This is a genomic window from Streptomyces sp. MRC013 (genome assembly GCF_023614235.1).
GTDB lineage: Bacteria > Actinomycetota > Actinomycetes > Streptomycetales > Streptomycetaceae > Streptomyces.
This window is the reverse complement of record NZ_CP094264.1, coordinates 2,246,377-2,268,626: the sequence shown is the minus strand read 5'-3', so window position 1 is coordinate 2,268,626 and position 22,250 is coordinate 2,246,377. Positions and strand designations below refer to the sequence as shown.

Sequence of the window (22,250 nt, the reverse complement as noted above, 5' to 3'; positions counted from 1 at the left end):
CGGGAATCCGGTCCGGCGTTTCCCTAGCCCATCAGTGGATTCCATCGCCCGGTCGGGGCAGCGAGACGAGGATTCTTCCGTGCCGCTCTGTGACACCCGGGTCGCCGCCGTGCTGGTGCGGCTCGACCGGAACCCGTTCCACCACGGCACGCTCGGCGCCGTCCGCTCCCTGGGCCGCGCCGGCGTCCCCGTCCACGTGGTGACCGGCTCCCCGGCGGGACCCGTGGCGCACTCCCGGTACGTGCGCCGGTGCCACCCCCACCCCGCCGGCGGCGGGACCGCGGGCGTCCGCCGCGCCCTCGCCCGGGTCGCCGACGCGCTCGCCGGCGCCCCCGCCGTCCTGCTGCCCCTGGACGACGCGACCGCCGTCGCCCTGGACGAGCTGCGCCGCGAGGCGGACGGCCCGGCCCGCCGGTTCCTGCTGCCCGAGCAGCCGCGGGGGCTCACCGCGCTCGTCGCCGACAAGGCGGCGCTCGCCGCGACCTGCCGCCGCCTCGGCGTCCCGCACCCGCGCACCCTCGCCCCCGCCGACGCCCGCGAGGCGGGCGCCATGGCCGCCCTCCTCGGGCTGCCCGTCGTGGCCAAGTGGAGCCGCCCCTGGCTGCTGCCCCCGGGCTCCGGGCTGCGCAGCACCGTCCTCGCCCGCTCCGTCCGCCAGGTGCGGGACCTCCACGCGCGCGCGGCGGAGGCGGGCAGCCCCCTCCTGCTGCAGCGGTACCTGCCCGCCAGCCGGGACGGCGACTGGTTCTTCCACGCGTACTGCGACGGCGCCGGGGCGTGCGGCGTCGCCGCGACCGGCCGGAAGGTCCGCTCCTGGCCGGACGGGGCCGGACTGACCGCCGTCGGGGTGTGGGCGCCGAACCCGGCGGTGGAGCGCCTGGCCCGCGGCCTGGTGGCCGCGCTCGGCTACCGGGGCGTCGCCGACCTCGACTTCCGCCGGGACCCCGGCACCGGCGCGTACCACCTGCTGGACTTCAACCCCCGGCCCGGAGCCCAGTTCCGGCTGTTCTCCGACGCCCGGGGCCTGGACGTGGTCCGCGCCCTCCACCTGGACCTGACGGGGCGCCCGGTGCCGGACCTGGCCCGCTCGTACGGGCGCCGGTTCGCCGTCGAGAACTACGCCGCCCTGTCGGTGCTCGCCTCGCCCCGGCGCCGCTCGCGCGCGTACGGGCCGCCCGGCGGCCTGGAGACGGCCTGGTACGCGGCGGACGACCCGGCGCCCGCGCGCGCCATGGCCCGCGCGTGGGCCGCCCACCTGGTCAGCCGGGCCTGGGCGGTGCCCCGGTCCCGGCGCGGCGCGGCGGCCTCCCGCGCCCCGGTGCCGCCCCGGCCGCCGGCCCCCGCCCCGGAGGCCCGCACGGACCCCGCCCCCTCCACCCGACGATGACGAAAGCGGTGCGACCGATGCACGACGACGACCTGGTGATCGTGGGCGCCGGCCCGTACGGACTGTCGGTGGCCGCCCACGCGGCCGCGCGCGGCCTCGGCGTGCGCGTCCACGGCCGGGTGATGCGCTCCTGGCGCGACATGCCGCCCGGGATGCTCCTGAAGTCGGAGCCCTGGGCGTCGGACCTGTCGGACCCGGCCGGCGTGTACCGCCTCGCCTCGTACGCCGCGGCCCGCGGGGTGCCGGCCGAGCACGGCGTGCCGCTGCCGGCCGGCTTCTTCGCCGCGTACGGCGAGTGGTTCGCCCGGCGGGCCGTCCCCGCCGTCGATCCGCGCGCCGTCGTCGCCGTGCGCCCCCGCCCGGACGGCGGGTTCACCGTGACGACCGAGGACGGGCAGGAGGCGGGCGCCCGCACGGTGGCGCTGGCGCTGGGCGCCGCGCCGTTCGCCGACGTACCGGCCGCGCTGCGCCCGCTGATGCCGCACCGGGCCTCCCACAGCGGCGACCACGCCGACCTGGCCGCCTTCGCGGACCGGGACGTGACCGTCCTCGGGGCCGGGCAGGCCGCCCTGGAGACCGCGGTGCTCCTCGCCGAGCTGGGCGCCCGCGCGCGCGTGGTGGCCCGCTCCCGCCGCCTCGTGTGGAACACCGTCCCGCCGCCCCTGCGCCGGGGCGTCCGGGAGGCCGTCCTCGCCCCGCACACCGGCCTGGGCCGCGGGTGGCGGAACCTGCTGTACGCGCGCGCGCCCGGCGTCTTCCGGCACCTGCCCGGCCCGACCCGCGAGCGCGTCTTCGGCACCGCCCTGGGCCCGGCCGGCGCCTGGTGGCTGCGGCGCCGCTTCGAGGCGGTGTCCGACGTGCGGCTGGGGAGGACCCTCGTGGCCGCCGCGCCGGCCGGGCCGCGCGGCGACCGCGTCCGGCTCGTCCTCGCCGACGGCTCCGGGTCCGGCGCGCCGGTGACGGAGGTGGAGACCGACCACGTCATCGCCGCGACCGGGTTCGCCCCCCGCCTGGACCGGGTGGAGGTGCTGCCGGAGGACGTGCGCGGCGCGCTGCGCACCGTCGGCACGGGCGGCGCCCCGGAGGTGAGCGGCCACTTCGAGTCGTCCTGCCCCGGGTTGTTCCTGGCGGGGCTCCTGACCGCCCCGGCGTACGGCCCGGCCATGCGCTTCGTGTACGGCGCGGCCTACACCGCCGAGCGGCTCGTGCGGGGCGTCGAGCGGCGGCTGGGGGCGGTGCGGCGGTCCGCGGCGGTGCCGGGGACCCGGTCCGGGACCCGGCCGTCGGGCGCCGGCGCACCCGCGCGGGGCTGACCGGCGCGGGCGTGCGGAGGCGCGCCGGAGGGCCGCCGCCGGGACCCCCTCGGGGCCGTCGCCGCGGCCCCGCCGCGGCTCCCGGCCGGGCACCGCGGCGGGGGTTCAGTGCCCGGGCCACGCCGGGCGGCCCACGAGGACCTCCCACTCGTGGTCCCGCGCCCCCGGGACCACGCGGCCCTCCGACCGCCACTGCCGGGCGAGCGCCGCGAAGACCGGGACCGCGTCGGCGGCCCGGGAACGTGCGGCGGGGTCCGCCCCGGCACGCCCGCGGCCGGGGTGCGGAGCGAAGGCGACGCGCTCCCACTTTCCGGTACCTGAGGCCATGACAACCCTTCCGATCACTCTTCGTGGCCACTTCGCCGCATCATGTCACAGCGGTCCGGTCCGCACCGGAATTCCCGGGAACCGGCCGGAGCCGCCCGGTCAAGGGCGCGGGAGCACCGCGAAACGCAGCCCGAAGTGGTCCAGGGTGCGCGGCAGCGGCCGGTCGGGGCGCAGCCGCCCGGGCCGGTCCGGCAGGTAGGCGTGCCGCTCCACGAGCGCGGCGAGCAGCGTCGACGTCAGGAACAGCACCAGGTCCTCGCCCGGGCAGGCGCCGGGCCCCGCGCTGAAGGGGAACAGCCCGGCGGTCTCCCGCGCGGTCCCGTCGAGCCAGGGCCCGGGGGCGAACCGGTCCGCGTACGGCAGGGCGGCGTCCCGGTGGAAGAGCGGCGCGTAGATCAGGAACTCGGTCCCGGCCGGAAGCCTGCCGCCGCCCCAGTCGGTCTCCCGCACCGCCTCGCGCAGCAGGAAGGGCGTCGTCGGCCACAGCCGCACCGACTCCAGGACGCAGGCGCGGGTGTACGGCATCAGGTGCGGCTCGGTCGGGTCGGCGGCGGTCGCCTCGCCGCGCACCCGGGCCTCCTGCGCGGAGTGGGTGGACAGCAGGGCGAGGGTCCGGAAGGCGGCGATGCCCGCCGCGTCGAACGCGAACAGCCAGTGCGGCACCTGCCCGGCCGGGTCGAGGCCGGGCCCGGCGGGGGCGGCGGCGAGCGCCTCCGCGAGGCTGCCCGCCTCGGCGCGCTCCACGTGGGCGCGCAGCCGCTCCTCGAAGTGCTCCCGCAGACCGGTGCGGCGCGGGGCGGCCACCGACCAGTTGGCGGCCGCGCGGAGGCGGCCCAGCACGGCGGTGAGCGCGGTGTCGTCCCGCGCTCCGTCGCCGAGGACGACCCGCCGCACGGTGCGGTCCCACGCCGCCGCGAAGTCGTCCCAGGCCAGCTCGCCCGAGTCGGAGGCGACCGACCGGAGCAGCAGCCCGGCCTCCTCGCGCACGGCGCGCACCAGCCGGGGCGCGAGGCTGTGCAACTGGTTTCCGGTCTCCAGGACGGACTCGTTGAGGGCCCGCCGCTCGGTCCGCTCCGCGCCCCGCGAGATCAGCACCCCGTGCGGCTGGAACTGCTCGAGGGCGGCGCGCTTTTCGCGCGTGGCCGGCGAGTACGGATCCGGGGTGCCCTCCAGGACGCGTACGGCGTCGGCGGCGCGCAGGACCAGCGCGAAGTGCCGGCCGGCCACGTCCGCGCGCAGCGGGCCGGCCCCGTACCGCCGCCGCAACTCGGTGAGCAGCCCGATCGCCCGGCGGTCCGCCGCGTACCGCTCCGCCAGCGCCATGCCGCCGCGCCGGCGCACGATCACCCCGGCCGCCAGCGTCGGCGCCACCACCACGGCGGCCGTCCGCGCCGCGTCGCGCGCCGAGAGCCGCACGGTCCCCGTTCCCGTCGTCGCCATGGCGCCCGGGTGCCCCGGACCGGTGCCGGCATGCGTCCCGGGCGCGGGCGGGGCGCTGTGGACGGCGCCGGGCGCCCGGCCGGAGCGGGGTCAGCCGCCCGTGGTGGGGCCGCCGCTGCCGAAGCCGCCGCTGGGCGCCCCGCGCCACTTGCGGTCGTCGTCGGTCAGGGGGGACATGTCCGGCTCGGTGTTCTCGTGCTTCAGCTCGTACGGCATCATCCGCCGCTCGCCCTGCGGCACCTCGGCGGGCCGCCGGTGACCCTCCACCTCACCGGGCAGCCCGGCGTCCGGCGGCCGGTGCGGCTGCTCCTCCGGGGTCGGGGGCGCGGGCTCCCTGCTCCAGATCCGCCGGCCCAGCCAGAAGCCGCCGATGAGGAAGCCGACGAGGAGGATGCCCGCCACCAGCGGGCCGATCCCGACGATGTGGTCCTTCGCGGCGAATTCCACGCTGTACGTGATGAGAGGCTCCATGGGGCTCGCGTACCCCGCCGGGGGCGGATCAGGCACCCGGGCGTCCGGATTCCGGGGCGTCCGGGGCCGGCCGTGCCGGGATACCCGCGTACGGGATACCCGCGTACGGGACGCCCGGCGGGCCGGGCGCGCCCGGGCACCCGGGCGGCCGGACGTACCGGGACGGCGGGGCGTACCCGGACGGCGGGGTGCACCCGGGCATCCGGGCGCGCCCGGACGGCCGGACGCTGCGTGCGGGGCATCCGGGCCGCCCCGGGAAGCCGCGCCCCGGGGCGGCGGGGCCCCGAGCGGCGGGGTCGGGCGGGAGACCGCCGGGGCGCCCGCGCGGTCACTTCGCGTCGGAGTACCGCTCCACCACCGCCGTCGTGAACGGGAACCGCACCGGGGTCTCGCCGAAGGCGATCCGCCCGGCCAGGTCGCCGGAGGCGCGGACCGCCGCGGTGACCGCCTCCGCCTCCTGCGCCGGGCAGTGCACGATCACCTCGTCGTGCTGGAAGAACACCAGTTCGGCCCGCATACCGGCGGTCGCCCGCCGCAGCGCGGCCAGCATCAGCAGCGCCCAGTCTGCGGCGCTGCCCTGCACCACGAAGTTCCGCGTGAACCGGCCGCGGGCGCGGGCGTCCGCGCCCGGGCCCGCCGGGGGCCGGTCGCCGTCCTGCGGGACGCCCGCCTCCCCGTCCTCCTCGTGGTCCGCGGCCCGCGGGCTCGTCCGGCCCAGCCAGGTGCGGACCGCCCGGCCCTCCTCGCCCGCGCGGGCCGCGTCGTCGACGTACGCCACCGCGCGGGGGAACCGCCGGCGCAGCGCCGCCAGGTTCCTCAGGCCGTCCCCGCTGGTCTGGCCGTAGATCGCGCCGAGCAGCGCCAGCTTGGCGTGGTCGCGGCCGCCCGGGAAGGCGCGGTCCGACAACCGCGTGTAGAGGTCGCCGTCGTGCCCCGCCGCCTCCATCAGCCCCGGGTCGCGGGAGATCGCCGCCAGCACGCGCGGCTCCAGCTGGTCGGCGTCGGCGACGACGAGCCGCCACCCCTCGTCGGCGACGACCGCCCGCCGGATCACCTTCGGGATCTGCAGGGCGCCGCCGCCGTTCGTCGTCCACCGCCCGCTGGCCGCGCCGCCCGGCACGTACTCGGGCCGGAACCGGCCGTCGTGCACCCAGTCCTGCAGCCAGCCCCAGCCGTGCGCCGTCCAGATCCGGTACAGCGTCTTGTACGCGAGGAGCGGTTCCACCGCCGGGTGGTCCACCTTCGCCAGCTCCCAGCGGCGCGTCGACCGGACCCGGATCCCGGCCTCCGCGAACGCCCTGACCACGTCCGCGGGCAGGTCCGGGCGCACCGGCCGGCCGAACGCCGCCGACACCTCGGCCGCCAGCTCCGCCAGGCGCCGCGGTTCGCCCCCGCCCGCGTACCGCTCGCCCAGCAGCTCGTGCAGCACCGCCCGGTGCACGTCCGCCCGCCACGGCAGGCCCGCCCGGTGCATCTCGGCGGCCACCAGCGTCCCCGCCGACTCGGCCGCCGCCAGCAGCCGCATCCGGTTCGGGTGCTCGGCGGCGCCGAGCCTCCGCTGCTGCTCCGCGTACACCTCCAGCAGGCCCTCGAACGGCACCTCCGGACCGCCGGGGGCCGCCTCGAACAGGGGGGACTGCGCGCCGGGCCCGGCCGCCTGCGGGGGCCGGTCGGGCGGCACCGGACGGTGGTGCAGCCGCGCCCAGGCGGCCGCCGCCGACCGGGGCTCGCCCAGCCGCCCCTCGTGGCCGAGGAGCAGGTGCTCGACGGCCTCGACGTCGTGGCAGCGCCCGACGCGCACGCCCGCTGCGAGGAGTCGCGGATAGAGGCCGGCCGTGGACCGCCACACCCACCGGCCGACCTCCGGCCGCGACCGCACCGCCGCCACCGGATCGGGCTCGGTGACGACGGGCCCGGCGGGCAGGCCGTCCGGGCCGAGGGGGGCGAGCCTCGCCCCGCCGCCCTCGACACCCTCCAGCGCCCACCGCTCGCTCACGAGTGCGAGTCTGGCACCCGGCACTGACAATCCCCCGCGACCGCGCCGGCGCACCGCCCCCACCGGGGGCACGACGCACCGTTCGCGCTGGACGGCGCCCCTCCCCCCGCCCGCCCCGCCCGTCCGCACGCTCCCGCCCCGCCCGTCCCTTCCGTCCTGCCCGTCCCGCCGGCCCCGCCCGCCCCGTCCCGGGTGCCCGGGGCGAGCCGGTCCCCGCGGCCGGAGGGGCGCCGGCGGCCACCGGCGGGACGGGGTCCCTCGTCCCGCGGACGCGCGCGCTGCGACCATGGTGGCCGTGGTGGAGACGGCGTACGCACGGGGAGGCGTTCTGATGTTCGCGGGGCACACGGAAGCGGCCGGCGGGGCCGCGCCCGCCGGGCCGGGCCGCGCGGAGGCCCGCCGCGCCCGCGGCGGGCGGCGGCCGTGAGCGCCGGGACGGGGGGCGGGACGACCGTCGGGCGGGCCCTCGGCACCGCCCTGTACGCGGACGGCACCGCCGCCCTCGACACGGCCGCCTCGCTGCTCGCCGCCGATCCGGCCGCCGACGCCGAGCTGGCGCGGCGCGGCGAGGAGCTGCTGCGCCGGGCCTGGACGCGCGGCTGGCAGCCCGCCGACGTGGTGCGGCTCGTCCGCCGGGACCTGGAGGGCCACCACGTGCGCCTGGCGTCCGCGCTGATCGTCGGCGAGTCCACCGGGTACGCGCACCTGCCGCCGCGCTGGCGGGAGCAGCTCGCCGCGCTGGAGGCGGAGCCGTGGCGGGCCGACCGGTTCTCGCACGCGACGGCCGTCCTGGAGCTGTACCGCCTGCTGGCCCGGCTGCCCGCCCTGGAACCGGTCGCCCCGCCGCCGGGCGCCGCCCCGCCGACGGCGCCGGTCGAGGGCGAGCCGCGCACGCTGGCCCGGATCCGGGCCCTGCTGGCCAAGGCGGAGGCGACGGACTACCCGGAGGAGGCGGAGGCGCTCACGGCGAAGGCACAGGAGCTGATGGCCCGCCACAGCCTGGACGAGGCCGCGCTCGCCGCGCGCGGCGGCCCGGCCCCGGACGGCCCGGCGGCCGTGCGGATCGGTGTGGAGCCCCCGTACGAGACGGCGAAGGCGATCCTGCTGGACGCGGTCGCCGGTGCGAACCGCTGCCGCGCCGTGTGGCACGAGGAGTTCGCCTTCTCGGCGGTGGTCGGCTACGAGGCGGACCTGGAGGCGGTGGAGTTGCTGTACACCTCGCTGCTGGTGCAGGGGCAGGCCGCGATGGCGAAGGCGGAGGCGGCGCAGCGGGCGGGGGCCGCAGGCGCACGAAGACGTTCCGGCAGTCGTTCCTGCTGGCGTACGCGCAGCGGCTCGGCGACCGCCTGTCGGCCGCCTCCCGCCGGATCACCGCCGGGGAGCCGACGCTGCTGCCGGTCCTGGCGGCGCGGGAGGTGGCGGTGGCGGCCCGCGCGGACCGGATGTTCCCGGGCACGACGACGACCCGGGTCCGGGGCGCCGTGGACCCGGCCGGCTGGGACCACGGCAGGGCCGCGGCCGACCGCGCCGACACGGGGCGCGCGGCACCCTGATCCGTGCGCGGGGCGGGGCGCGGGGGCGGCCCTACGACCGCGGGGGCAGGGAGGACAGCGGCGGGAGGGACGGCATCCTCGTGGGCAGGCCGCCGGGGACCGGCTTGGAGAGCGTGTCCGTCTTCCCGGAGTCCCAGGCGACGACCAGCCGCTTGCCGTCGGCGGATCGGATCGTGCCCGACGTGCGGTCGGTGCCGCCGTCCTTGCAGGTGAGGTCGAGCGTCAGGGTCTCGCCCTCCTTCGCGGTGCCCTGGCAGACGTGGGCTTCGCTGACGGCCACGGCCTGACCGCCCCCGCCGACCGTCAGCGTGACCGGCTTGCCGTCCGTCGTCCCCGTCCAGACGCCCTCGGCGTCGGCGAGGGTCACGCCGCGGGCGGTCTTCGAGGCTCCGGCGGACGGCGGGGCCGAGGCGCCCTTGCCGCCGGGCGCCGCGTCCCCGCCGTCCGAGCCGCAGGCGCTCAGCGCGACGGCCGAGACCAGCGCCGCGGCGGCGGCCGCACCCTTCCGTACCGGCTTCCGCACGATCGAGTCCCCCTTGTCGGTTGATCGGACCGCGCCAAGCTACCAGGAGGGATCCGCGGTACTACCAGGAGGACTTGCGCACGCCGGGGAGGAAACCGGCGTGCGCCTGTTCGCGCAGGCGGACCCGTGAGACGCCGAACTTCCGCAGGTGGCCCCGGGGCCGGCCGTCGACGGCGTCCCGGTTGCGGATCCGCGTGGGGCTGGCGTCGCGCGGCTGGCGGCGCAACTCGGCCTGCGCGGCGAGGCGCTGCGCCTCCGGGGTGCCCGGACGGCGGATGAGCTCCTTGAGTTCGGCGCGGCGGGCGGCGTACCGCTCGACGACGGCCTTGCGCCGCTCGTTGCGCGCGACCTTGCTCTTCTTCGCCATCAGACCTTCACCCCCCGGGCGCGGATGCGGGCGACGGCGGCCTCGACGCCGATCACGTCGACGGTCTTGACGGCGCGGGCGCTGAGGGTGAGCCGGACGTGGCGGCCCTCGCCGGGCAGCCAGTAGCGCTTGCGCTGGATGTTGGGGTCGAAGCGGCGGGGGGTGCGCCGGTGGGAGTGGGAGACGTCGTTGCCGAAGCCCGGACGGGCGCCGGTCAGCTGGCAGTGGGCGGACAAGGTGACCTACCTCTCGGAACACTTTCTTGGAAATGGAAACCGTTTCCATTTACTGTACCCCCATGGCCCGCGACGAACTACGCCCGATCATCAGGCTCCGGTCCACCGCCGGAACCGGTTACACCTACGTGACCCGCAAGAACCGCCGGAACGACCCCGACCGCCTGACCCTGCGCAAGTACGACCCGGTCGCCGGCCGGCACGTCAACTTCCGAGAGGAGCGCTGACCCCCGTGAAGCCCGGAATCCACCCCCCGTACGGCCCCGTCGTCTTCCGCGACCGGGCGGGCGGCTTCGCCTTCCTCACCCGGTCCACCATGACCGGCGACAAGACCGTGGAGTGGGAGGACGGCCGCACCTACCCGGTCGTCGACGTCGAGATCTCCTCGGCGAGCCACCCCTTCTACACCGGCCAGGCGCGCGTCCTCGACACGGCCGGGCGCGTGGAGCGCTTCGAGCGCCGCTACGGCGCGGCGGGCGCCGGCGCCTCCGGTCCCGCCGGGAGCGCCGGGCGGCGCGAGGTCCGCTGATGCCGTCCGTCCCGCTTTCCGTCGCCCTCGTCGGCGGACTCCACGCCGACGCCCGGCGCGCCGCCGTCGACCGGTTGCTCGCCTCCGTACCGGGCAGCGTCGCGCTCCACCACGACCTGTCCACCGCCGCGGAGCGCGGCACGGTCGTCCGGACGGTCCGCGACGCGACCGGCGTGCTCTCCACCGGCGAGGCGCCGCTGGTCGACGACTGCGCCTGCTGCGCGCTCCGCGAGGACCTGGTGCCCGAGCTGGAACGGCTCGCCGGAGCCGGCCTGACCCGGCTCGCCGTCGTGGAGCTGTGGGACTCGGTCGAGCCCAAGGGGACGGCCGAGGTCGTGGCCGCCTCCGGGCTCGACCTGACCGGGGTCGTCACCGCCGTGGACCCCGCGCTGGTCCTGCCGTACCTGGGCGACGGCGACGACCTGGCGGACGCCGGGCTCGCGGCCGCCGCCTCGGACCGGCGGACGGTCGCCGACACCTGGGCCCGCCAGCTGGAGTACGCGCCGGTGCTCGCCGTCCTGGACAGCCCGGACGCCGACGACGAGGACCGCGCGCTGCTCGCCCAGCTCCACCCGACCGCCCGCCACGTGGCCGTACCGGGCGGGGACCTGGCCGCCGCCGTCCTCGCCGGGTTCGACGTGGAGGCCGCGGCCGCCGCCCAGCACCCGGCCTGCGCGCTCCTGCCGCAGGAGGCGGACGCGGCGGGCGTGGGCACGTTCGTGTGGCGCGCCCGCCGGCCCTTCCACCCCGGGCGGCTGTACGCGGCGCTGGAGGACCTGACCTGCGCCGCCGTGCGCAGCCGCGGCCGCTTCTGGCTCGCGGACCGGCCCGACGCGCTGCTCGCCTGGGACGCGGCGGGCGGCGCCCTGTGCGTGGAGGGCACCGGCCAGTGGCTGGCCGCCCTGCCGGACGCCGCCTGGGAGGCGGTACCGCCGGTGCGGCGGGCCGCCGCCGCGCTGGACTGGGACCCGGAGTTCGGGGACCGCTGCCAGCACCTCGTCTTCACCTCGCCCGGCCTGGACCGCGAGGACCTCGCCGAGCTGCTCGGCTCCTGCCTGCTCACCGACGCGGAGTACGCCGCCGGCCGCACGGCCTGGAAGCGGCTCCCGTCCGCCTTCGACACCCTCCTGGAGGTCTGACCCCCCATGCCCCAGCACCGTTCCGCCGACCGCGGGCCGGCCGGGGCCCGCCCCGGTTCGTCCCCGGGTGCCCGGCCCCGCTCGAACAGGGGGAACCCCCTGGACCGGGCCGGGATCGCGTACGTCGACTACAAGGACACCGAGCTGCTGCGGAGGTTCGTCTCCGACCGGGGCAAGATCCGCAGCCGCAGGGTGACCCGTGTCACGGTCCGGCAGCAGCGGCAGCTGGCCGGGGCCGTGAAGAACGCCCGTGAGATGGCGCTGCTCCCGTACCCGTCGGCGGCCCGCTGAAAGCGGGCGGAGCGGAACCCGGCCGGGTTCCGGCGGAGCAGCGTCTTTTCGGCCCGGGGGCTCCCCGCGCTCCACGCGCGGGGGAGCCCCTTTCCCGTGCGTCCGGAAAAGGCGCAGCCGGGAGGCCCCGGCGCACGTCTCAGTAATCGGGGGAACACCGCCTGTGCACGTGCATCTGCTCACGCAGTCGCAGGTGAACGCAGCTATGATCCAGATAGTTGACCCCAGCAACATCACTCACTCATATACCTCTGCGACTCGGGGAGCGTCCTGTGCACCACGTGTTGAACGTGTACAACGGCATGGCGGCCGCGGAGCTTCACGGGGTCGTCTGGCAGAAGAGCCGGCACAGCAATTCGCAGGGCTCCTGCGTCGAATTCGCCAAGCTGCCCGGCGGGGACGTGGCGGTGCGCAACTCGCGGTTCCCCGAGGGGCCCGCCCTGGTCTACACCCCCGCGGAGATCGAGGCGCTGCTGCTGGGCGTCAAGGACGGCGAGTTCGACCACCTCGTCGGCGGATGACCCTCCCGCCCCACCCGGGCGCGCGGAAAGGGGCTCCGCGGACGGAGCCCCTTCTCATCGGCGACGAGTCCCCCGTGGCCTCGGGCCGACGTCTCCTGCGGTGCGGCGGCGCACCGGCGTCCGGCTACGGGTGGTCCGCCAGCCGGAACAGCGCCCAGACGACCTTGCCGCGCAGCGCTCCCGCCAGCGGGTGCCACCCCCAGCCGTCGCTGAACGACTCGACCAGGAACAGCCCGCGCCCCGACTCCGCCGAGAGGTCCTCGCCGGACGCGCGCGCCGCGGGCGTGTCCGGGCTGGGGTCGCGCACCGCGCAGACGAGGCGGCCCGCCCAGCGCATCAGGTGGAGCCGCACGGGCGGGTCGAGCGGGTGCTCGTGCGGGGCGCCGCCGGGCAGCGCGTGCCGCAGCGCGTTGGTGACGAGTTCGGAGACGACGACCGAGACGTCGTCGAGCCGGTCGTCGAGCCGGTCGTCGAGCTTCCACTGCCCGAGGACCGTGCGGGTGAACTGGCGCGCCCCGCGCACCGCCTCGTACCGGGCGGCCAGCGCGCACGACGCCCAACTGGACGCGGACGCGGCGCCGACCGGTGGAGGCCCCTGCCGTAACGGCTTGAGCATGGTCGATCCCTTGGTCCCCATGCGAGGCACTCCCCGGATTCGCGGCTCTGGTGCGACAACACGAACGACTACGCGGATGCGCGGTGTCCATCGTTCCGAAAGCCGGAGGCAGATGCAAGGGCAGATGCACGTGCACGTGCCCGAGCTGTCCGCCCCGTGGTGTTTCTTGCCATATCTTCTCCGGCCCGTCCGGCGTCCGTGGCCGAAGTCCTCGCTGTTCCGTAATCGCGCGCGTACGGGGTGAAGTGTTTTGGTGGCAGAATCCGCTTGCTCGGAGCTCGGGGGTGCTCCGTCGTACAAATCGGCGATGGGGAGGGTTGGAAACGTGACCGCGACCGAATCCGGCGGTTCCGTGGTGCGGCGCATCCTGCTGGGCTCGCAGTTGAGGAGGCTGCGCGAATCGCGCGGCATCACCCGGGAGGCCGCCGGCTACTCGATCCGCGCATCCGAATCCAAGATCAGCCGGCTGGAGTTGGGAAGGGTGAGTTTCAAGGCGAGGGACGTGGAGGACCTGCTCACGCTCTACGGGGTGACCGACGAGAAGGAGCGCGAGGCGCTGCTGGCCCTCGTCCGGGAAGCCAACGTCGCGGGCTGGTGGCACCGTTACGGCGACGTCCTGCCCGGGTGGTTCCAGACGTACGTCGGCCTCGAGGGCGCCGCCTCCCTCATCCGCGTCTACGAGGTCCAGTTCGTCCACGGCCTGTTGCAGACCGAGGCGTACGCGCACGCGGTCGTCGCCCGCGGGATGTGCCCCACCGGCTCGGCGGCCGAGGTCGACCGCCGCGTCGCGCTGCGCCTGGAGCGGCAGAAGGTCCTCGTAGCCGAGCGCGCCCCGCGATTTCACGCCGTTCTCGACGAGGCCGCGCTGCGCCGCCCCTACGGCGACCGGTCCGTCATGCGCGACCAGCTGAAGCACCTGATCGAGATGTCGGAGCGGCCCAACGTCACGCTCCAGGTCATGCCGTTCAGCTTTGGCGGGCACTCCGGGGAGAGCGGTGCCTTCACCATGCTGCGGTTTCCCGAGTCCGACCTCTCGGACATCGTCTACCTGGAACAGCTGACGGGCGCCCTGTACATCGACAAGCGCGACGAGGTCGCCCAGTACGAGCGCGCGGTGGAGCAGCTCCACGCGGACAGCCCCGGTCCGGAGGAGAGTCGAGATCTCCTCCGAGGCCTTCTTCAACTCATCTGACGGATAAGTAATATGACGTCCCGTCACAAGTGCCCGGAAGCGGCCCTGCGGGCCACACGGCCTTCGGAAGGGATGCCATGTCCTGCTTCAGAGATCTGGCCCTGCAGTACATCGACGGTGAATGGCGGGCCGGTGGCGGCTCGTGGGACATCATCGACTTCAACCCGTACAACGAGGAGAAGCTCGCCTCCATAACCGTCGCCACCGTCGACGAGGTGGACCAGGCCTACCGCGCCGCCGAGAGGGCGCAGACCGGGTGGGCCGCGACCAACCCGTACGCGCGGCGCGGCGTTCTCGAGCGGGCCCTGCGGATCATCGAAGACCGCGAGGACGAGCTGGCCGAGGCGATCGTCGCGGAACTCGGCGGCACGCGCGGCAAGGCGGCCTTCGAACTCCACCTCGCCCGGGAGTTCATGCGCGAGGCGATCCACCTGTCGCTGCGGCCCGAGGGCCGGATCCTCCCGTCGCCCATCGACGGCAAGGAGAACCGGGTCTACCGGCTGCCGGTCGGCGTCGTCGGCGTGATCAGCCCCTTCAACTTCCCCTTCCTGCTCTCGCTGAAGGTCGTCGCCCCGGCGCTGGCGCTGGGCAACGCGGTGGTGCTCAAGCCGCACCAGAACACCCCGGTCCTCGGCGGCACCATGCTGGCCAAGGTCTTCGAGGAGGCGGGGCTGCCGCCCGGCGTCCTCAACGTCGTCGTCACCGACATCGCGGAGATCGGCGACGCGCTGCTGGAGCACCCGGTCCCCAGCGTCATCTCCTTCACCGGCTCCGACCGCGTCGGCCGGCACGTCGCCACGGTGTGCGCCGCCCACTTCAAGCGGGCCGTCCTGGAGTGCGGCGGCAACAGCGCGCTCGTCGTCCTCGACGACGCGGACGTCGACTACGCCGTCGACGCGGCCGTGTTCAGCCGCTTCGTCCACCAGGGCCAGGCGTGCATGGCCGCCAACCGCGTCCTGGTCGACCGGTCCCTCCTCGACGAGTTCACCGAGAAGTTCGTCGCACGGGTCCGGGCCCTGCGGACGGGCGACCCGTCCGAGCCCGAGACGCACGTCGGCCCGCTGATCAACTCCTCCCAGGTCGAGTCGGTCATGGCCGCCGTCCAGCAGACCGTCGCGGCCGGCGCCACGGTGCTGGCGGGCGGCACCTGCGAGGGCAACGTCGTCGCGCCGACCGTGCTGGCCGACATCCCGGCCGACGCCCCCGTCCTCACCCAGGAGATCTTCGGCCCGGTCGCCCTCCTCATCCCGTTCGACGGGGAGGAGGAGGCCGTCCGCATCGCCAACGACACCCCGTACGGCCTGAGCGGCGGCGTCCACACCCGCGACGTCGAGCGCGGGGTCCGGTTCGCCCGGCGCATCCACACGGGCATGATCCACGTCAACGACGGCATCGTCCACGACGAGCCGATCGTGCCCTTCGGCGGCGAGAAGCACTCCGGCGTCGGGCGGCTCAACGGCGACGCGACCGTCGAGGCGTTCACCACGCAGAAGTGGATCTCCGTCCAGCACGCGCGCAGCACCTTCCCGATCTGATCCGGCCCGCAGGCCTCCCCGCGGACCGGACCCGGCCGCGGCGGTCCCCGCCCCGGGCCGCCGCGCCCCACCGGAAGGACGGGCCGCCGCGCCCGCCGAGGGGCGGCGCGCTCTCCCCCGGGGCGGCCCCGCCCTGCCCGTACCCTGGTCGGCATCGGTTCCACACGCTACGGAGGACGGGGAAGCGGATGTCGGCGATCCGGCTGCTGGTGCTCGGCGCCGTCCGCCAGCACGGGCGGGCACACGGCTACCAGGTGCGCAACGACCTGGAGTACTGGGGCGCCCACGAGTGGTCCAACGCCAAACCGGGCTCGATCTACCACGCCCTGAAGCAGATGGCGAAGCAGGGCCTGCTGCGCGCCCACGAGACCGCGCCCAGCACCGCCGGCGGCCCGCCCCGCACCGAGTACGAGATCACCGACCGGGGCACCGAGGAGTACTTCGCCCTGCTCCGCCGGGCCCTCACGGCGCACGACCAGAAGCCCGACGGCCTCACCGCCGCCCTCGGCTTCATCGTCGACCTGCCCCGCGAGGAGGCGGTCGCCCTGCTCCGGCAGCGGGTCGCGAACCTGGAGCGCTGGCGGGCCACCGTCACCGGGGAGTACCTGCCCGGGGAGGGCGCCGAGCAGCTGGGGCACATCGGGGAGATCATGAACCTCTGGCTCCACCAGGCCGACGCGGGCGCCGCCTGGACCCGCGGCCTGATCGAGCGCGTCGAGAGCGGGGCGTACGCCTTCGCCGGCGAGGGCGCCCCGTTCGTCGGCGTCCTCGCGGACGGCCGGGAGAACCCGTACGCGACGGGCTCCCCGCACCCCGGGGACCGGGACTGACGCCCTCCCCGGAAAAGCCGCTTGCACCTCACGCGGCGTGAGGAACCAGGCTGAGGGGCGTACCGAGGAAGGAGCGGTGAGCGATGAGCTACTCCGTCGGACAGGTCGCCCGTTTCGCCGGGATCACGGTGCGCACCCTGCACCACTACGACGAGATAGGGCTGCTCTCCCCGAGCGGCCGCAGCCGCGCCGGGCACCGGCGCTACGAGGACGACGACCTCGACCGGCTGCAGCAGGTCCTGTTCTACCGGGAGCTCGGCTTCCCGCTCGACCAGGTCGCGGCCTTACTCGACGACCCGGACACGGACCCGCAGGAGCACCTGCGGCGCCAGCACGGTCTGCTGACCGCCCGGATCGCCGAACTGCAGAGGATGGCCGAGGCCGTCGAACACGCCATGGAGGCGAAGAAGATGGGCATCAACCTCACCCCGGAGGAGAAGTTCGAGGTGTTCGGGGAGCACGACCCCGAGCAGTACGCCGAGGAGGTCGAGCAGCGGTGGGGCGACACCGAGGCCTACCGCGAGTCCCAGCGGCGCACCGCCCGCTACACCAAGGAGGACTGGCAGCGCCTCCAGGACGAGGCGAAGGACTGGGGCGACCGCTACGGGGCGCTGATGGACGAGGGCGAGGAGCCCTCCGGCGAGCGGGCCGTGGCCATGGCCGAGGAGCACCGGCAGCACATCTGCCGCTGGTTCTACGAGTGCCCCCAGGAGATACACCGCTGCCTGGGCGACATGTACGTCGCCGACGAGCGCTTCAAGTCGTTCTACGACGCCATGCGCCCCGGCCTCGCGGAGCACCTGCGGGACGCCATCCACGCGAACGCCGACCGCCGCGCGTAGGGGCGCGGCCCGCTTCCGCCCGCGCACGGGGGCGCCCGGGGCGGGAGCGGGCGCGGGGCGCCGCCGGAGGTTCCACGGGCCTCCGGCGGCGCCCTCCCACCGGTGACGCGGGGTGACCGGCGGGGGCGGGATCCGGTCGTCCGGTTCGCGCGCACCGCCCGGCCGCGCGTCCGTGGGGCCGGTGGAACCGGGGGCGAGCCGGGAGCGTTGATACGTTTGGGCAGCCGTCCCCGCCCATCGACCCAGGAGCCCGGAACCCGTGATGACCCTTGCGCTTGGCCCGGAGTGGCTCAGCCCGGACTACCTGATCTCCGAATACGGCCTGCCCGGCATTCTGCTCATCGTCTTCGCCGAGTCGGGTTTCTTCGCCTTCCTGCCGGGCGACTCGCTGCTGTTCACGGCGGGCCTGCTGGTCGCCGAGGGCAACTACATCCAGCAGCCGCTGTGGCTGGTCTGCACGCTGATCGTGATCGCCGCGATCACCGGCGACCAGGTCGGCTACGCGATAGGCCGGTTCTTCGGCCCGAAGCTGTTCAACCGCCCGAACTCCAAGGTCTTCAAGCAGGAGAACCTCGACAAGGCCCACGAGTTCGTCGAGAAGTACGGGCCGAAGGCGATCGTCCTGGCCCGTTTCGTGCCGATCGTGCGGACGTTCGCGCCGATCGTCGCGGGCGCCGGCCGGATGAAGTACCGGACGTTCTTCGCGTACAACATCATCGGCGGCGTGCTGTGGGGCGCCGGCATCACGGTCGCCGGGTACTTCCTCGGCCAGATCGGCTTCATCAAGGAGAACATCGAGGCGATCCTCATCCTGATCGTCCTGCTCTCGGTGGTCCCGATCGTCGTCGAGTTCGTCCGCGGCCGCTCCCACGCGAAGAAGGCCGCCGAACTGTCCGCGGCGGCCCCGGGCGACCCCGGAGCGCCCGCGCAGCGCGGCCGCCACGCCAGGCGCTGAACCCGCCGGCGCCCCGGGAGCGGGCGCCGCACCGGCACGCGCGGCCGGCCGGTCGCCCGGCCGGCCGCCGCCGTCAGAAGCCCCTCGTGCGCTTCGCCGCGCGGCGGGTCGCCGCCGCCGCCGGCGCCCGCAGGAACATCCGGGCCAGCTCGCCGCCCAGGTTCACGCCGATCGCGATGGCCAGCGCCAGCGCCGCCGCGCGCGCCAGCGACGCGAAGCCGGCGTCCATGTTGTTCTGCGCGATGTTGAGGACGCCGTAGTACATCGCGGAGCCCGGCAGCAGCGGCCCGATCGCCGCCGTGACGTACGGCAGCGACGTCGACCGCTCGTACCGCGCCATCAGCTGCCCGAAGAGGCCCACCAGCCCGGCCGCCAGCGCCGTGGCCAGCACCGCCGACCCCCCGGCCGTCACCGCGACCGCCCCGAACACCGACCACGCCACCGCGCCGTTCAGCATCACGAACACCACGGTGAAACGGTCCTGCTGGAGCAGGACCGCGAAGGTCAGCGACAGCGCCGTCGCCGCGAGGATCGACACCCCCGGCCGCTCCACCGGGGCGACGGTCCCCCTCCGGGCTGAGCTGGGCGCCCAGCTGGACGCCCACGTACAGCGTCGTCAGCACGCCCACCACGATCGCGACGAAGAAGTACACGACCTCCAGCAGACGCGCCGAGGCGGTCATGTAGAAGCCCGTCAGGCCGTCCTGCACGGCCGCGACCAGCACCCGCCCCGGGATCAGCGCGAACAGCCCGCCCGTGATCACCGCCGACGGCCGCAGCCCCGCGTGCAGCAGGCTCACCGCCACGCCCAGCGCCGCGGGCGGCACCGCCGCCACCGCGAACTGGTAGAACTCCGGCAGCCCCCGGCCCGCCGCCAGCCACGCCAGGCGGTCGCCGAGCATCGCCCCGGCGGCGGCGATCAGGAACACCGTCACGCCGCCGCCGAGCAGCACCGACGCCGCACCGGCCAGCCCGCCCGCCGCCAGGGTCAGCACCCAGCCGGGGTACGGGTGCCGGTTGCGGCGGATCAGCGCCAGCCGCCGGTAGGCGTCCTCCAGGGTGACGTCGACGCCCTCGGTGCTGATGTCCGTGACCAGCTGGTGCACGGCGACCAGCCGCGTGTAGTCCGTGCCGCGGCGGCGCACGATCCGGCTCGCCGTCACGGGATCGTCCACCAGCGACCGCTGGTACGTGACCGACAGCAGGGTGAAGGTGACCGTCGGCTCGCAGCGGTCCATCCCGTACGAGCGGCAGATCGCGAACATGGCCGCCTCGACGTCCTCGGCGCCCTCGCCGCCCGCCAGCAGCAGCTCGCCGATGCGCAGCGTCAGGTCCAGCACGCGGGGCGCGGCCGGGGCGGCGCCCTCCTCGTGCCGCTGCGCCGGCTCGGCCAGCGGCCGCTCGCCCACCGGCATCCGCAGCATGGTCCGCATCCGGTCCTGCCACGGGGCGTCCTTCGACAGCCGGACCTTCGGCAGCGCCTGCGCGGGGGTGTACGCCGGGTGGGCCAGCCGGGCGTCGAAGGCCGACGGCGGAGCGAAGGCGGACCTCCCCGGTTCCTCGGACGGCTCCGCCGCGAACCCCTCCGGGACGGCGAACTCCGAGCTGGGGTGGTCGTCCTCGGGCGGGCCCGGCGGCTCCACGCCGGCAGGCGGAGTGAAGGCGCTGTGCGCCTCGTCCGGCTGCGGTCTGCGGTCCTCCTCCGAACCGTGCGGCTCCGCCACCACTGTGCCCGCCCACTCCCGCCTGATCGTTCCGACCGCTCGTCTCCGCATGCCCGGGACGCCGCGCCCTACTCCCGGCACCGCTCGTACCCGCGCGGCGCCCGCACCGTCCAAGTATGTACGGGCACCTCTCGGCCTCGTGGAGCCCAAGGGGCGCGCGGGTGTCGGAAGGGCGTACCCCCGGTCCGCCCGGGGGCGGGCACCCGGGGCGCCCGGCGCGCGCGGGGCGGGAGGGATGCGGGGCCCGGGGCGCGCGGGGCGGGGTGCCGCGCGGTGCGGAAGGGGGCCGGGTGGCCGGACCGGGGGCGGAGCACCGAGCGCGTCCGCCTCCCGGTCCGCACAGCACCGCTCCCCCGGTCCGGCGGGGCCGGGACCGGGGGAGCGGTGCGGGAAGGGGGAGCCGTCTCAGTGGGCGCCGCCCTGCTCCTTCAGGCGCTTGACGGACGCCTCGATCTCGGCCTCCGCCTCGGCGCGGCCGACCCAGTCGGCGCCCTCGACGGACTTGCCGGGCTCCAGGTCCTTGTAGACCTCGAAGAAGTGCTGGATCTCCAGGCGGTCGAACTCCGGCACGTGCTGGATGTCCTGCAGGTGCTCCATGCGCGGGTCCGACGCCGGGACGCACAGCAGCTTGTCGTCGCCGCCGGCCTCGTCGGTCATGCGGAACATGCCGACCGCGCGGCACTTGACCAGGACACCGGGGAAGGTCGGCTCGTCCAGGATGACCAGCGCGTCCAGCGGGTCGCCGTCCTCACCCAGGGTGCCCTCGACGAAGCCGTAGTCCGCCGGGTACACGGTCGAGGTGAACAGGTGGCGGTCGAGACGGATGCGACCGGTCTCGTGGTCCACCTCGTACTTGTTCCGCGAACCCTTGGGGATCTCGATGCAGACGTCGAACTCCACGGGTGGCTCCTCCAAGATCAATCACAATGTCGGGTCACTGGACCGCCGTGATCACCGGGGTGCCGTGCTCGTGGCCCAGCTCAGTGGTTAAGTGTCCCTCACGCAGTCGAGTGCTCGCGAAAGGGGCTGGTCAGCCGTGCTGGAGCGGAACGTGCTGCGGCTGGCCGCGGGCTCCGCCGTCGCCGGTGTCGCCCTGGCCGCCACGGCGGCGGGTCTCGCCGGTCCCTGGGACGGGGGTCAGCGTACGGCCGAACGGGACCGCGCGGCCGCCCGGGTCGCCACAGGTGGCGCACATCACGGCCGGGCCGCCGCGCCGGGCCCCTCCGCCGGCCGCGCGCCCGCGCCCGCGCCGAGCGCCCCCGCGGTCCTCGCGCCGCTGGCGGCGCCCGCCCGAGTCCGGGGCGCCTCCGCGACCGCCCTCGCCGGGGTGCTCGACCCGCTGCTGCGCGCCCCCGGTCTCGGCGCCACGCGCACGGCGTCCGTGGTGGACGCGGCGACCGGCCGCCCGCTGTACGGGTACGGGGCGGCGACGCCCGTGGTCCCGGCCTCCACCGTCAAGATCGCCACCGCGGCGGCGGCCCTCTCCGCCCTGGGGCCCGGCCACCGCCTCACCACCGCCGTCGTCGCGACGCGGGACGCCCGCACGGTCACCCTCGTCGGCGGCGGCGACCCGACGCTCGACGGGAGCCGCCTGGAGGCCCTGGCGGCGGCCACCGCGAAGGCGCTGCGCGCCCGCGGCGCCGCGCCCGCGGCCCTGACGTACGACACCTCCCTGTACGAGGGGCCGGTGCGGCACCGGATCGGGGCCGACGACAACATCGCCCCCGTCACGGCGCTCATGACCCGCGCGGGGCGCCTCGACGGCTCCACGTCCGGCCCCGCCCCGCGCGCGGCGGACCCGGCGCGGGAGACGGCGCGCGCCTTCGCGGAGCTGCTCGCGGCCCGGGGGGTGAGGGTGCCGGCGGCCCCCGCGCCCGGCCGCGCCCCGCACGGGGCGGTGCGGCTCGCCGCGACGCACTCGGCCCCCCTGTCCGCCCTGGTGGAGCGCACGCTGACGCACAGCGACAACGACTTGGCGGAGGCGCTGGCCCGGGCGACGGCCCGGGCGACCCGCCACCCCGCCGGCTTCGACGGCGCCGGGCGGGCGGTGCGGGAGCGGCTGCGGCGGCTCGGCGTGCCGCTGGACGGCGCCGTCCTCGCCGACGGCAGCGGCCTCGACCGCCGCGACCGCGTCTCCGCGCGCCTCCTCACCGCCCTCCTGGCCCGGGCCGCCGACCCCGCCCACCCCGAGCTGCGCCCCGTCCTGACGGGTCTCCCCGTGGGCGGCTTCAGCGGCACCCTGGAGGACCGCTACACCGGCGGCTCCCCGGCCGCGGGCCTCGTCCGCGCGAAGACGGGCACCCTGGCGGGCGTGGACGCGCTGGCGGGCACGGCGGTGACCCGCGACGGCCGCCTCCTGGCGTTCGCCTTCCTCGCGTCGAACACCCGGTCCCCGTACGAGGCCCGGCCCGCCCTGGACGCCCTCGCCACCGCGCTGACCGCCGCCTGATCCGGGGCGGCCGG

General features: G+C 76.2%; 22 protein-coding genes and 2 pseudogenes. 14 read left to right on the top strand and 10 right to left on the bottom strand.

All coding sequences use genetic code 11. From position 1 onward, the window contains the following. The first annotated feature begins 79 nt into the window (after window positions 1-79). Both LUW75_RS10290 and LUW75_RS10285 read left to right on the top strand, forming a co-directional pair. The gene (locus LUW75_RS10290; RefSeq protein ID WP_250335337.1) at window positions 80-1,387 is read left to right on the top strand and encodes a carboxylate--amine ligase; all 1,308 of its coding nucleotides are present in this window, start codon (window positions 80-82) and stop codon (window positions 1,385-1,387) included. Window positions 1,388-1,404: 17 nt separating this feature from the next. Further along, entirely contained in the window at window positions 1,405-2,700 is a 1,296-nt protein-coding gene (locus LUW75_RS10285) for an FAD-dependent oxidoreductase (protein WP_250335336.1), read from the top strand. A 105-nt stretch (window positions 2,701-2,805) separates the two neighbouring features. On the opposite strand, the gene LUW75_RS10280 is transcribed toward LUW75_RS10285, so the two are convergent. From LUW75_RS10280 to LUW75_RS10265, 4 genes are all read right to left on the bottom strand, one after another. Next, on the bottom strand, window positions 2,806-3,027 hold the full coding sequence (locus tag LUW75_RS10280) for a hypothetical protein (RefSeq protein ID WP_250335335.1): 222 nt from the start codon (window positions 3,025-3,027) through the stop codon (window positions 2,806-2,808). Window positions 3,028-3,126: 99 nt separating this feature from the next. After that, a complete protein-coding gene (locus tag LUW75_RS10275) occupies window positions 3,127-4,467 on the bottom strand; it encodes a cytochrome P450 (protein ID WP_250335334.1) in 1,341 nt (446 codons plus the stop codon). Window positions 4,468-4,557: 90 nt separating this feature from the next. Then, on the bottom strand, window positions 4,558-4,938 hold the full coding sequence (locus LUW75_RS10270; RefSeq protein WP_250335333.1) for a DUF6479 family protein: 381 nt from the start codon (window positions 4,936-4,938) through the stop codon (window positions 4,558-4,560). A gap of 328 nt (window positions 4,939-5,266) precedes the next feature. Then, complete coding sequence (locus LUW75_RS10265; protein WP_250335332.1) at window positions 5,267-6,934, bottom strand: bifunctional 3'-5' exonuclease/DNA polymerase; 1,668 nt, start codon at window positions 6,932-6,934, stop codon at window positions 5,267-5,269. 423 nt (window positions 6,935-7,357) lie between these two features. On the opposite strand from LUW75_RS10265, the pseudogene LUW75_RS10260 reads away from it, so the two are divergent. Continuing rightward, window positions 7,358-8,487, top strand: a pseudogene (locus LUW75_RS10260) (DUF2786 domain-containing protein). Window positions 8,488-8,518: 31 nt separating this feature from the next. On the opposite strand, the gene LUW75_RS10255 reads toward LUW75_RS10260, so the two are convergent. The 3 genes from LUW75_RS10255 to rpmB all read right to left on the bottom strand — a co-directional run bounded on the left by LUW75_RS10255 (window position 8,519) and on the right by rpmB (window position 9,613). Beyond that, window positions 8,519-9,010, bottom strand: a complete 492-nt coding sequence (locus LUW75_RS10255; RefSeq protein WP_250335331.1) for a hypothetical protein — start codon at window positions 9,008-9,010, stop codon at window positions 8,519-8,521. A gap of 61 nt (window positions 9,011-9,071) precedes the next feature. Then, window positions 9,072-9,377 (bottom strand): 30S ribosomal protein S14, encoded by a 306-nt coding sequence (gene rpsN, locus LUW75_RS10250; RefSeq protein WP_250335330.1) that lies wholly within the window; start codon window positions 9,375-9,377, stop codon window positions 9,072-9,074. Next, a complete protein-coding gene (gene rpmB / locus LUW75_RS10245) occupies window positions 9,377-9,613 on the bottom strand; it encodes a 50S ribosomal protein L28 (RefSeq protein ID WP_250335329.1) in 237 nt (78 codons plus the stop codon). Before rpmB ends, rpsN begins: the two co-directional genes overlap by 1 nt. Window positions 9,614-9,675: 62 nt before the next feature. Between rpmB and rpmG the strand changes: the two genes are divergently transcribed. From rpmG to LUW75_RS10220, 5 genes are all read left to right on the top strand, one after another. Beyond that, window positions 9,676-9,840 (top strand): 50S ribosomal protein L33, encoded by a 165-nt coding sequence (gene rpmG / locus LUW75_RS10240; protein ID WP_250335328.1) that lies wholly within the window; start codon window positions 9,676-9,678, stop codon window positions 9,838-9,840. Between the two features lie 5 nt (window positions 9,841-9,845). After that, on the top strand, window positions 9,846-10,142 hold the full coding sequence (locus LUW75_RS10235; RefSeq protein ID WP_250335327.1) for a type B 50S ribosomal protein L31: 297 nt from the start codon (window positions 9,846-9,848) through the stop codon (window positions 10,140-10,142). Next, on the top strand, window positions 10,142-11,281 hold the full coding sequence (locus LUW75_RS10230; protein ID WP_250335326.1) for a CobW family GTP-binding protein: 1,140 nt from the start codon (window positions 10,142-10,144) through the stop codon (window positions 11,279-11,281). Before LUW75_RS10235 ends, LUW75_RS10230 begins: the two co-directional genes overlap by 1 nt. A gap of 6 nt (window positions 11,282-11,287) precedes the next feature. Beyond that, window positions 11,288-11,572 carry a 30S ribosomal protein S18 gene (gene rpsR / locus LUW75_RS10225; RefSeq protein ID WP_250335325.1) on the top strand — a complete coding sequence of 95 codons (285 nt, stop codon included), beginning with the start codon at window positions 11,288-11,290 and terminating at the stop codon, window positions 11,570-11,572. A gap of 302 nt (window positions 11,573-11,874) precedes the next feature. Beyond that, window positions 11,875-12,093, top strand: a complete 219-nt coding sequence (locus tag LUW75_RS10220) for a DUF397 domain-containing protein (RefSeq protein WP_250337618.1) — start codon at window positions 11,875-11,877, stop codon at window positions 12,091-12,093. A 124-nt stretch (window positions 12,094-12,217) separates the two neighbouring features. On the opposite strand, the gene LUW75_RS10215 is transcribed toward LUW75_RS10220, so the two are convergent. Then, on the bottom strand, window positions 12,218-12,730 hold the full coding sequence (locus tag LUW75_RS10215; protein WP_250335324.1) for an ATP-binding protein: 513 nt from the start codon (window positions 12,728-12,730) through the stop codon (window positions 12,218-12,220). A gap of 304 nt (window positions 12,731-13,034) precedes the next feature. Between LUW75_RS10215 and LUW75_RS10210 the strand changes: the two genes are divergently transcribed. From LUW75_RS10210 to LUW75_RS10190, 5 genes are all read left to right on the top strand, one after another. Further along, window positions 13,035-13,901, top strand: a complete 867-nt coding sequence (locus LUW75_RS10210; RefSeq protein ID WP_462933715.1) for a helix-turn-helix domain-containing protein — start codon at window positions 13,035-13,037, stop codon at window positions 13,899-13,901. A gap of 77 nt (window positions 13,902-13,978) precedes the next feature. Further along, window positions 13,979-15,436: an aldehyde dehydrogenase family protein gene (locus LUW75_RS10205; protein ID WP_250335322.1), complete on the top strand. Its 1,458-nt coding sequence runs from the start codon at window positions 13,979-13,981 to the stop codon at window positions 15,434-15,436. A gap of 188 nt (window positions 15,437-15,624) precedes the next feature. Continuing rightward, entirely contained in the window at window positions 15,625-16,266 is a 642-nt protein-coding gene (locus LUW75_RS10200) for a PadR family transcriptional regulator (RefSeq protein WP_250335321.1), read from the top strand. 83 nt (window positions 16,267-16,349) lie between these two features. Further along, on the top strand, window positions 16,350-17,108 hold the full coding sequence (locus tag LUW75_RS10195; RefSeq protein WP_250335320.1) for a MerR family transcriptional regulator: 759 nt from the start codon (window positions 16,350-16,352) through the stop codon (window positions 17,106-17,108). Between the two features lie 262 nt (window positions 17,109-17,370). Next, window positions 17,371-18,063: a VTT domain-containing protein gene (locus tag LUW75_RS10190; protein WP_250335319.1), complete on the top strand. Its 693-nt coding sequence runs from the start codon at window positions 17,371-17,373 to the stop codon at window positions 18,061-18,063. Between the two features lie 73 nt (window positions 18,064-18,136). On the opposite strand, the pseudogene LUW75_RS10185 reads toward LUW75_RS10190, so the two are convergent. Both LUW75_RS10185 and LUW75_RS10180 read right to left on the bottom strand, forming a co-directional pair. Continuing rightward, window positions 18,137-19,790 (bottom strand): annotated as a pseudogene (locus tag LUW75_RS10185) (threonine/serine exporter family protein). A gap of 402 nt (window positions 19,791-20,192) precedes the next feature. Continuing rightward, window positions 20,193-20,687, bottom strand: coding sequence for an inorganic diphosphatase (locus LUW75_RS10180; protein WP_250335318.1), 495 nt, complete (start codon window positions 20,685-20,687; stop codon window positions 20,193-20,195). Between the two features lie 136 nt (window positions 20,688-20,823). Here LUW75_RS10180 and dacB point away from each other — a divergent pair, with 136 nt between their 5' ends. Next, window positions 20,824-22,236, top strand: coding sequence for a D-alanyl-D-alanine carboxypeptidase/D-alanyl-D-alanine endopeptidase (gene dacB / locus LUW75_RS10175; RefSeq protein ID WP_250335317.1), 1,413 nt, complete (start codon window positions 20,824-20,826; stop codon window positions 22,234-22,236). The last annotated feature ends 14 nt before the right edge of the window (window positions 22,237-22,250 follow it).

What these genes read in the sequence shown, in the direction of transcription:
- LUW75_RS10285 (WP_250335336.1), top strand. Translation starts at nt 1,405, where the DNA reads ATGCACGACGACGACCTGGTGATCGTGGGCGCCGGCCCGTACGGACTG.
- LUW75_RS10280 (WP_250335335.1), bottom strand. Translation starts at nt 3,027, where the DNA reads ATGGCCTCAGGTACCGGAAAGTGGGAGCGCGTCGCCTTCGCTCCGCAC.
- LUW75_RS10275 (WP_250335334.1), bottom strand. Translation starts at nt 4,467, where the DNA reads ATGGCGACGACGGGAACGGGGACCGTGCGGCTCTCGGCGCGCGACGCG.
- LUW75_RS10270 (WP_250335333.1), bottom strand. Translation starts at nt 4,938, where the DNA reads ATGGAGCCTCTCATCACGTACAGCGTGGAATTCGCCGCGAAGGACCAC.
- rpsN (WP_250335330.1), bottom strand. Translation starts at nt 9,377, where the DNA reads ATGGCGAAGAAGAGCAAGGTCGCGCGCAACGAGCGGCGCAAGGCCGTC.
- rpmG (WP_250335328.1), top strand. Translation starts at nt 9,676, where the DNA reads ATGGCCCGCGACGAACTACGCCCGATCATCAGGCTCCGGTCCACCGCC.
- LUW75_RS10230 (WP_250335326.1), top strand. Translation starts at nt 10,142, where the DNA reads ATGCCGTCCGTCCCGCTTTCCGTCGCCCTCGTCGGCGGACTCCACGCC.
- rpsR (WP_250335325.1), top strand. Translation starts at nt 11,288, where the DNA reads ATGCCCCAGCACCGTTCCGCCGACCGCGGGCCGGCCGGGGCCCGCCCC.
- LUW75_RS10220 (WP_250337618.1), top strand. Translation starts at nt 11,875, where the DNA reads ATGGCGGCCGCGGAGCTTCACGGGGTCGTCTGGCAGAAGAGCCGGCAC.
- LUW75_RS10215 (WP_250335324.1), bottom strand. Translation starts at nt 12,730, where the DNA reads ATGGGGACCAAGGGATCGACCATGCTCAAGCCGTTACGGCAGGGGCCT.
- LUW75_RS10205 (WP_250335322.1), top strand. Translation starts at nt 13,979, where the DNA reads ATGTCCTGCTTCAGAGATCTGGCCCTGCAGTACATCGACGGTGAATGG.
- LUW75_RS10200 (WP_250335321.1), top strand. Translation starts at nt 15,625, where the DNA reads ATGTCGGCGATCCGGCTGCTGGTGCTCGGCGCCGTCCGCCAGCACGGG.
- LUW75_RS10195 (WP_250335320.1), top strand. Translation starts at nt 16,350, where the DNA reads ATGAGCTACTCCGTCGGACAGGTCGCCCGTTTCGCCGGGATCACGGTG.
- LUW75_RS10190 (WP_250335319.1), top strand. Translation starts at nt 17,371, where the DNA reads ATGACCCTTGCGCTTGGCCCGGAGTGGCTCAGCCCGGACTACCTGATC.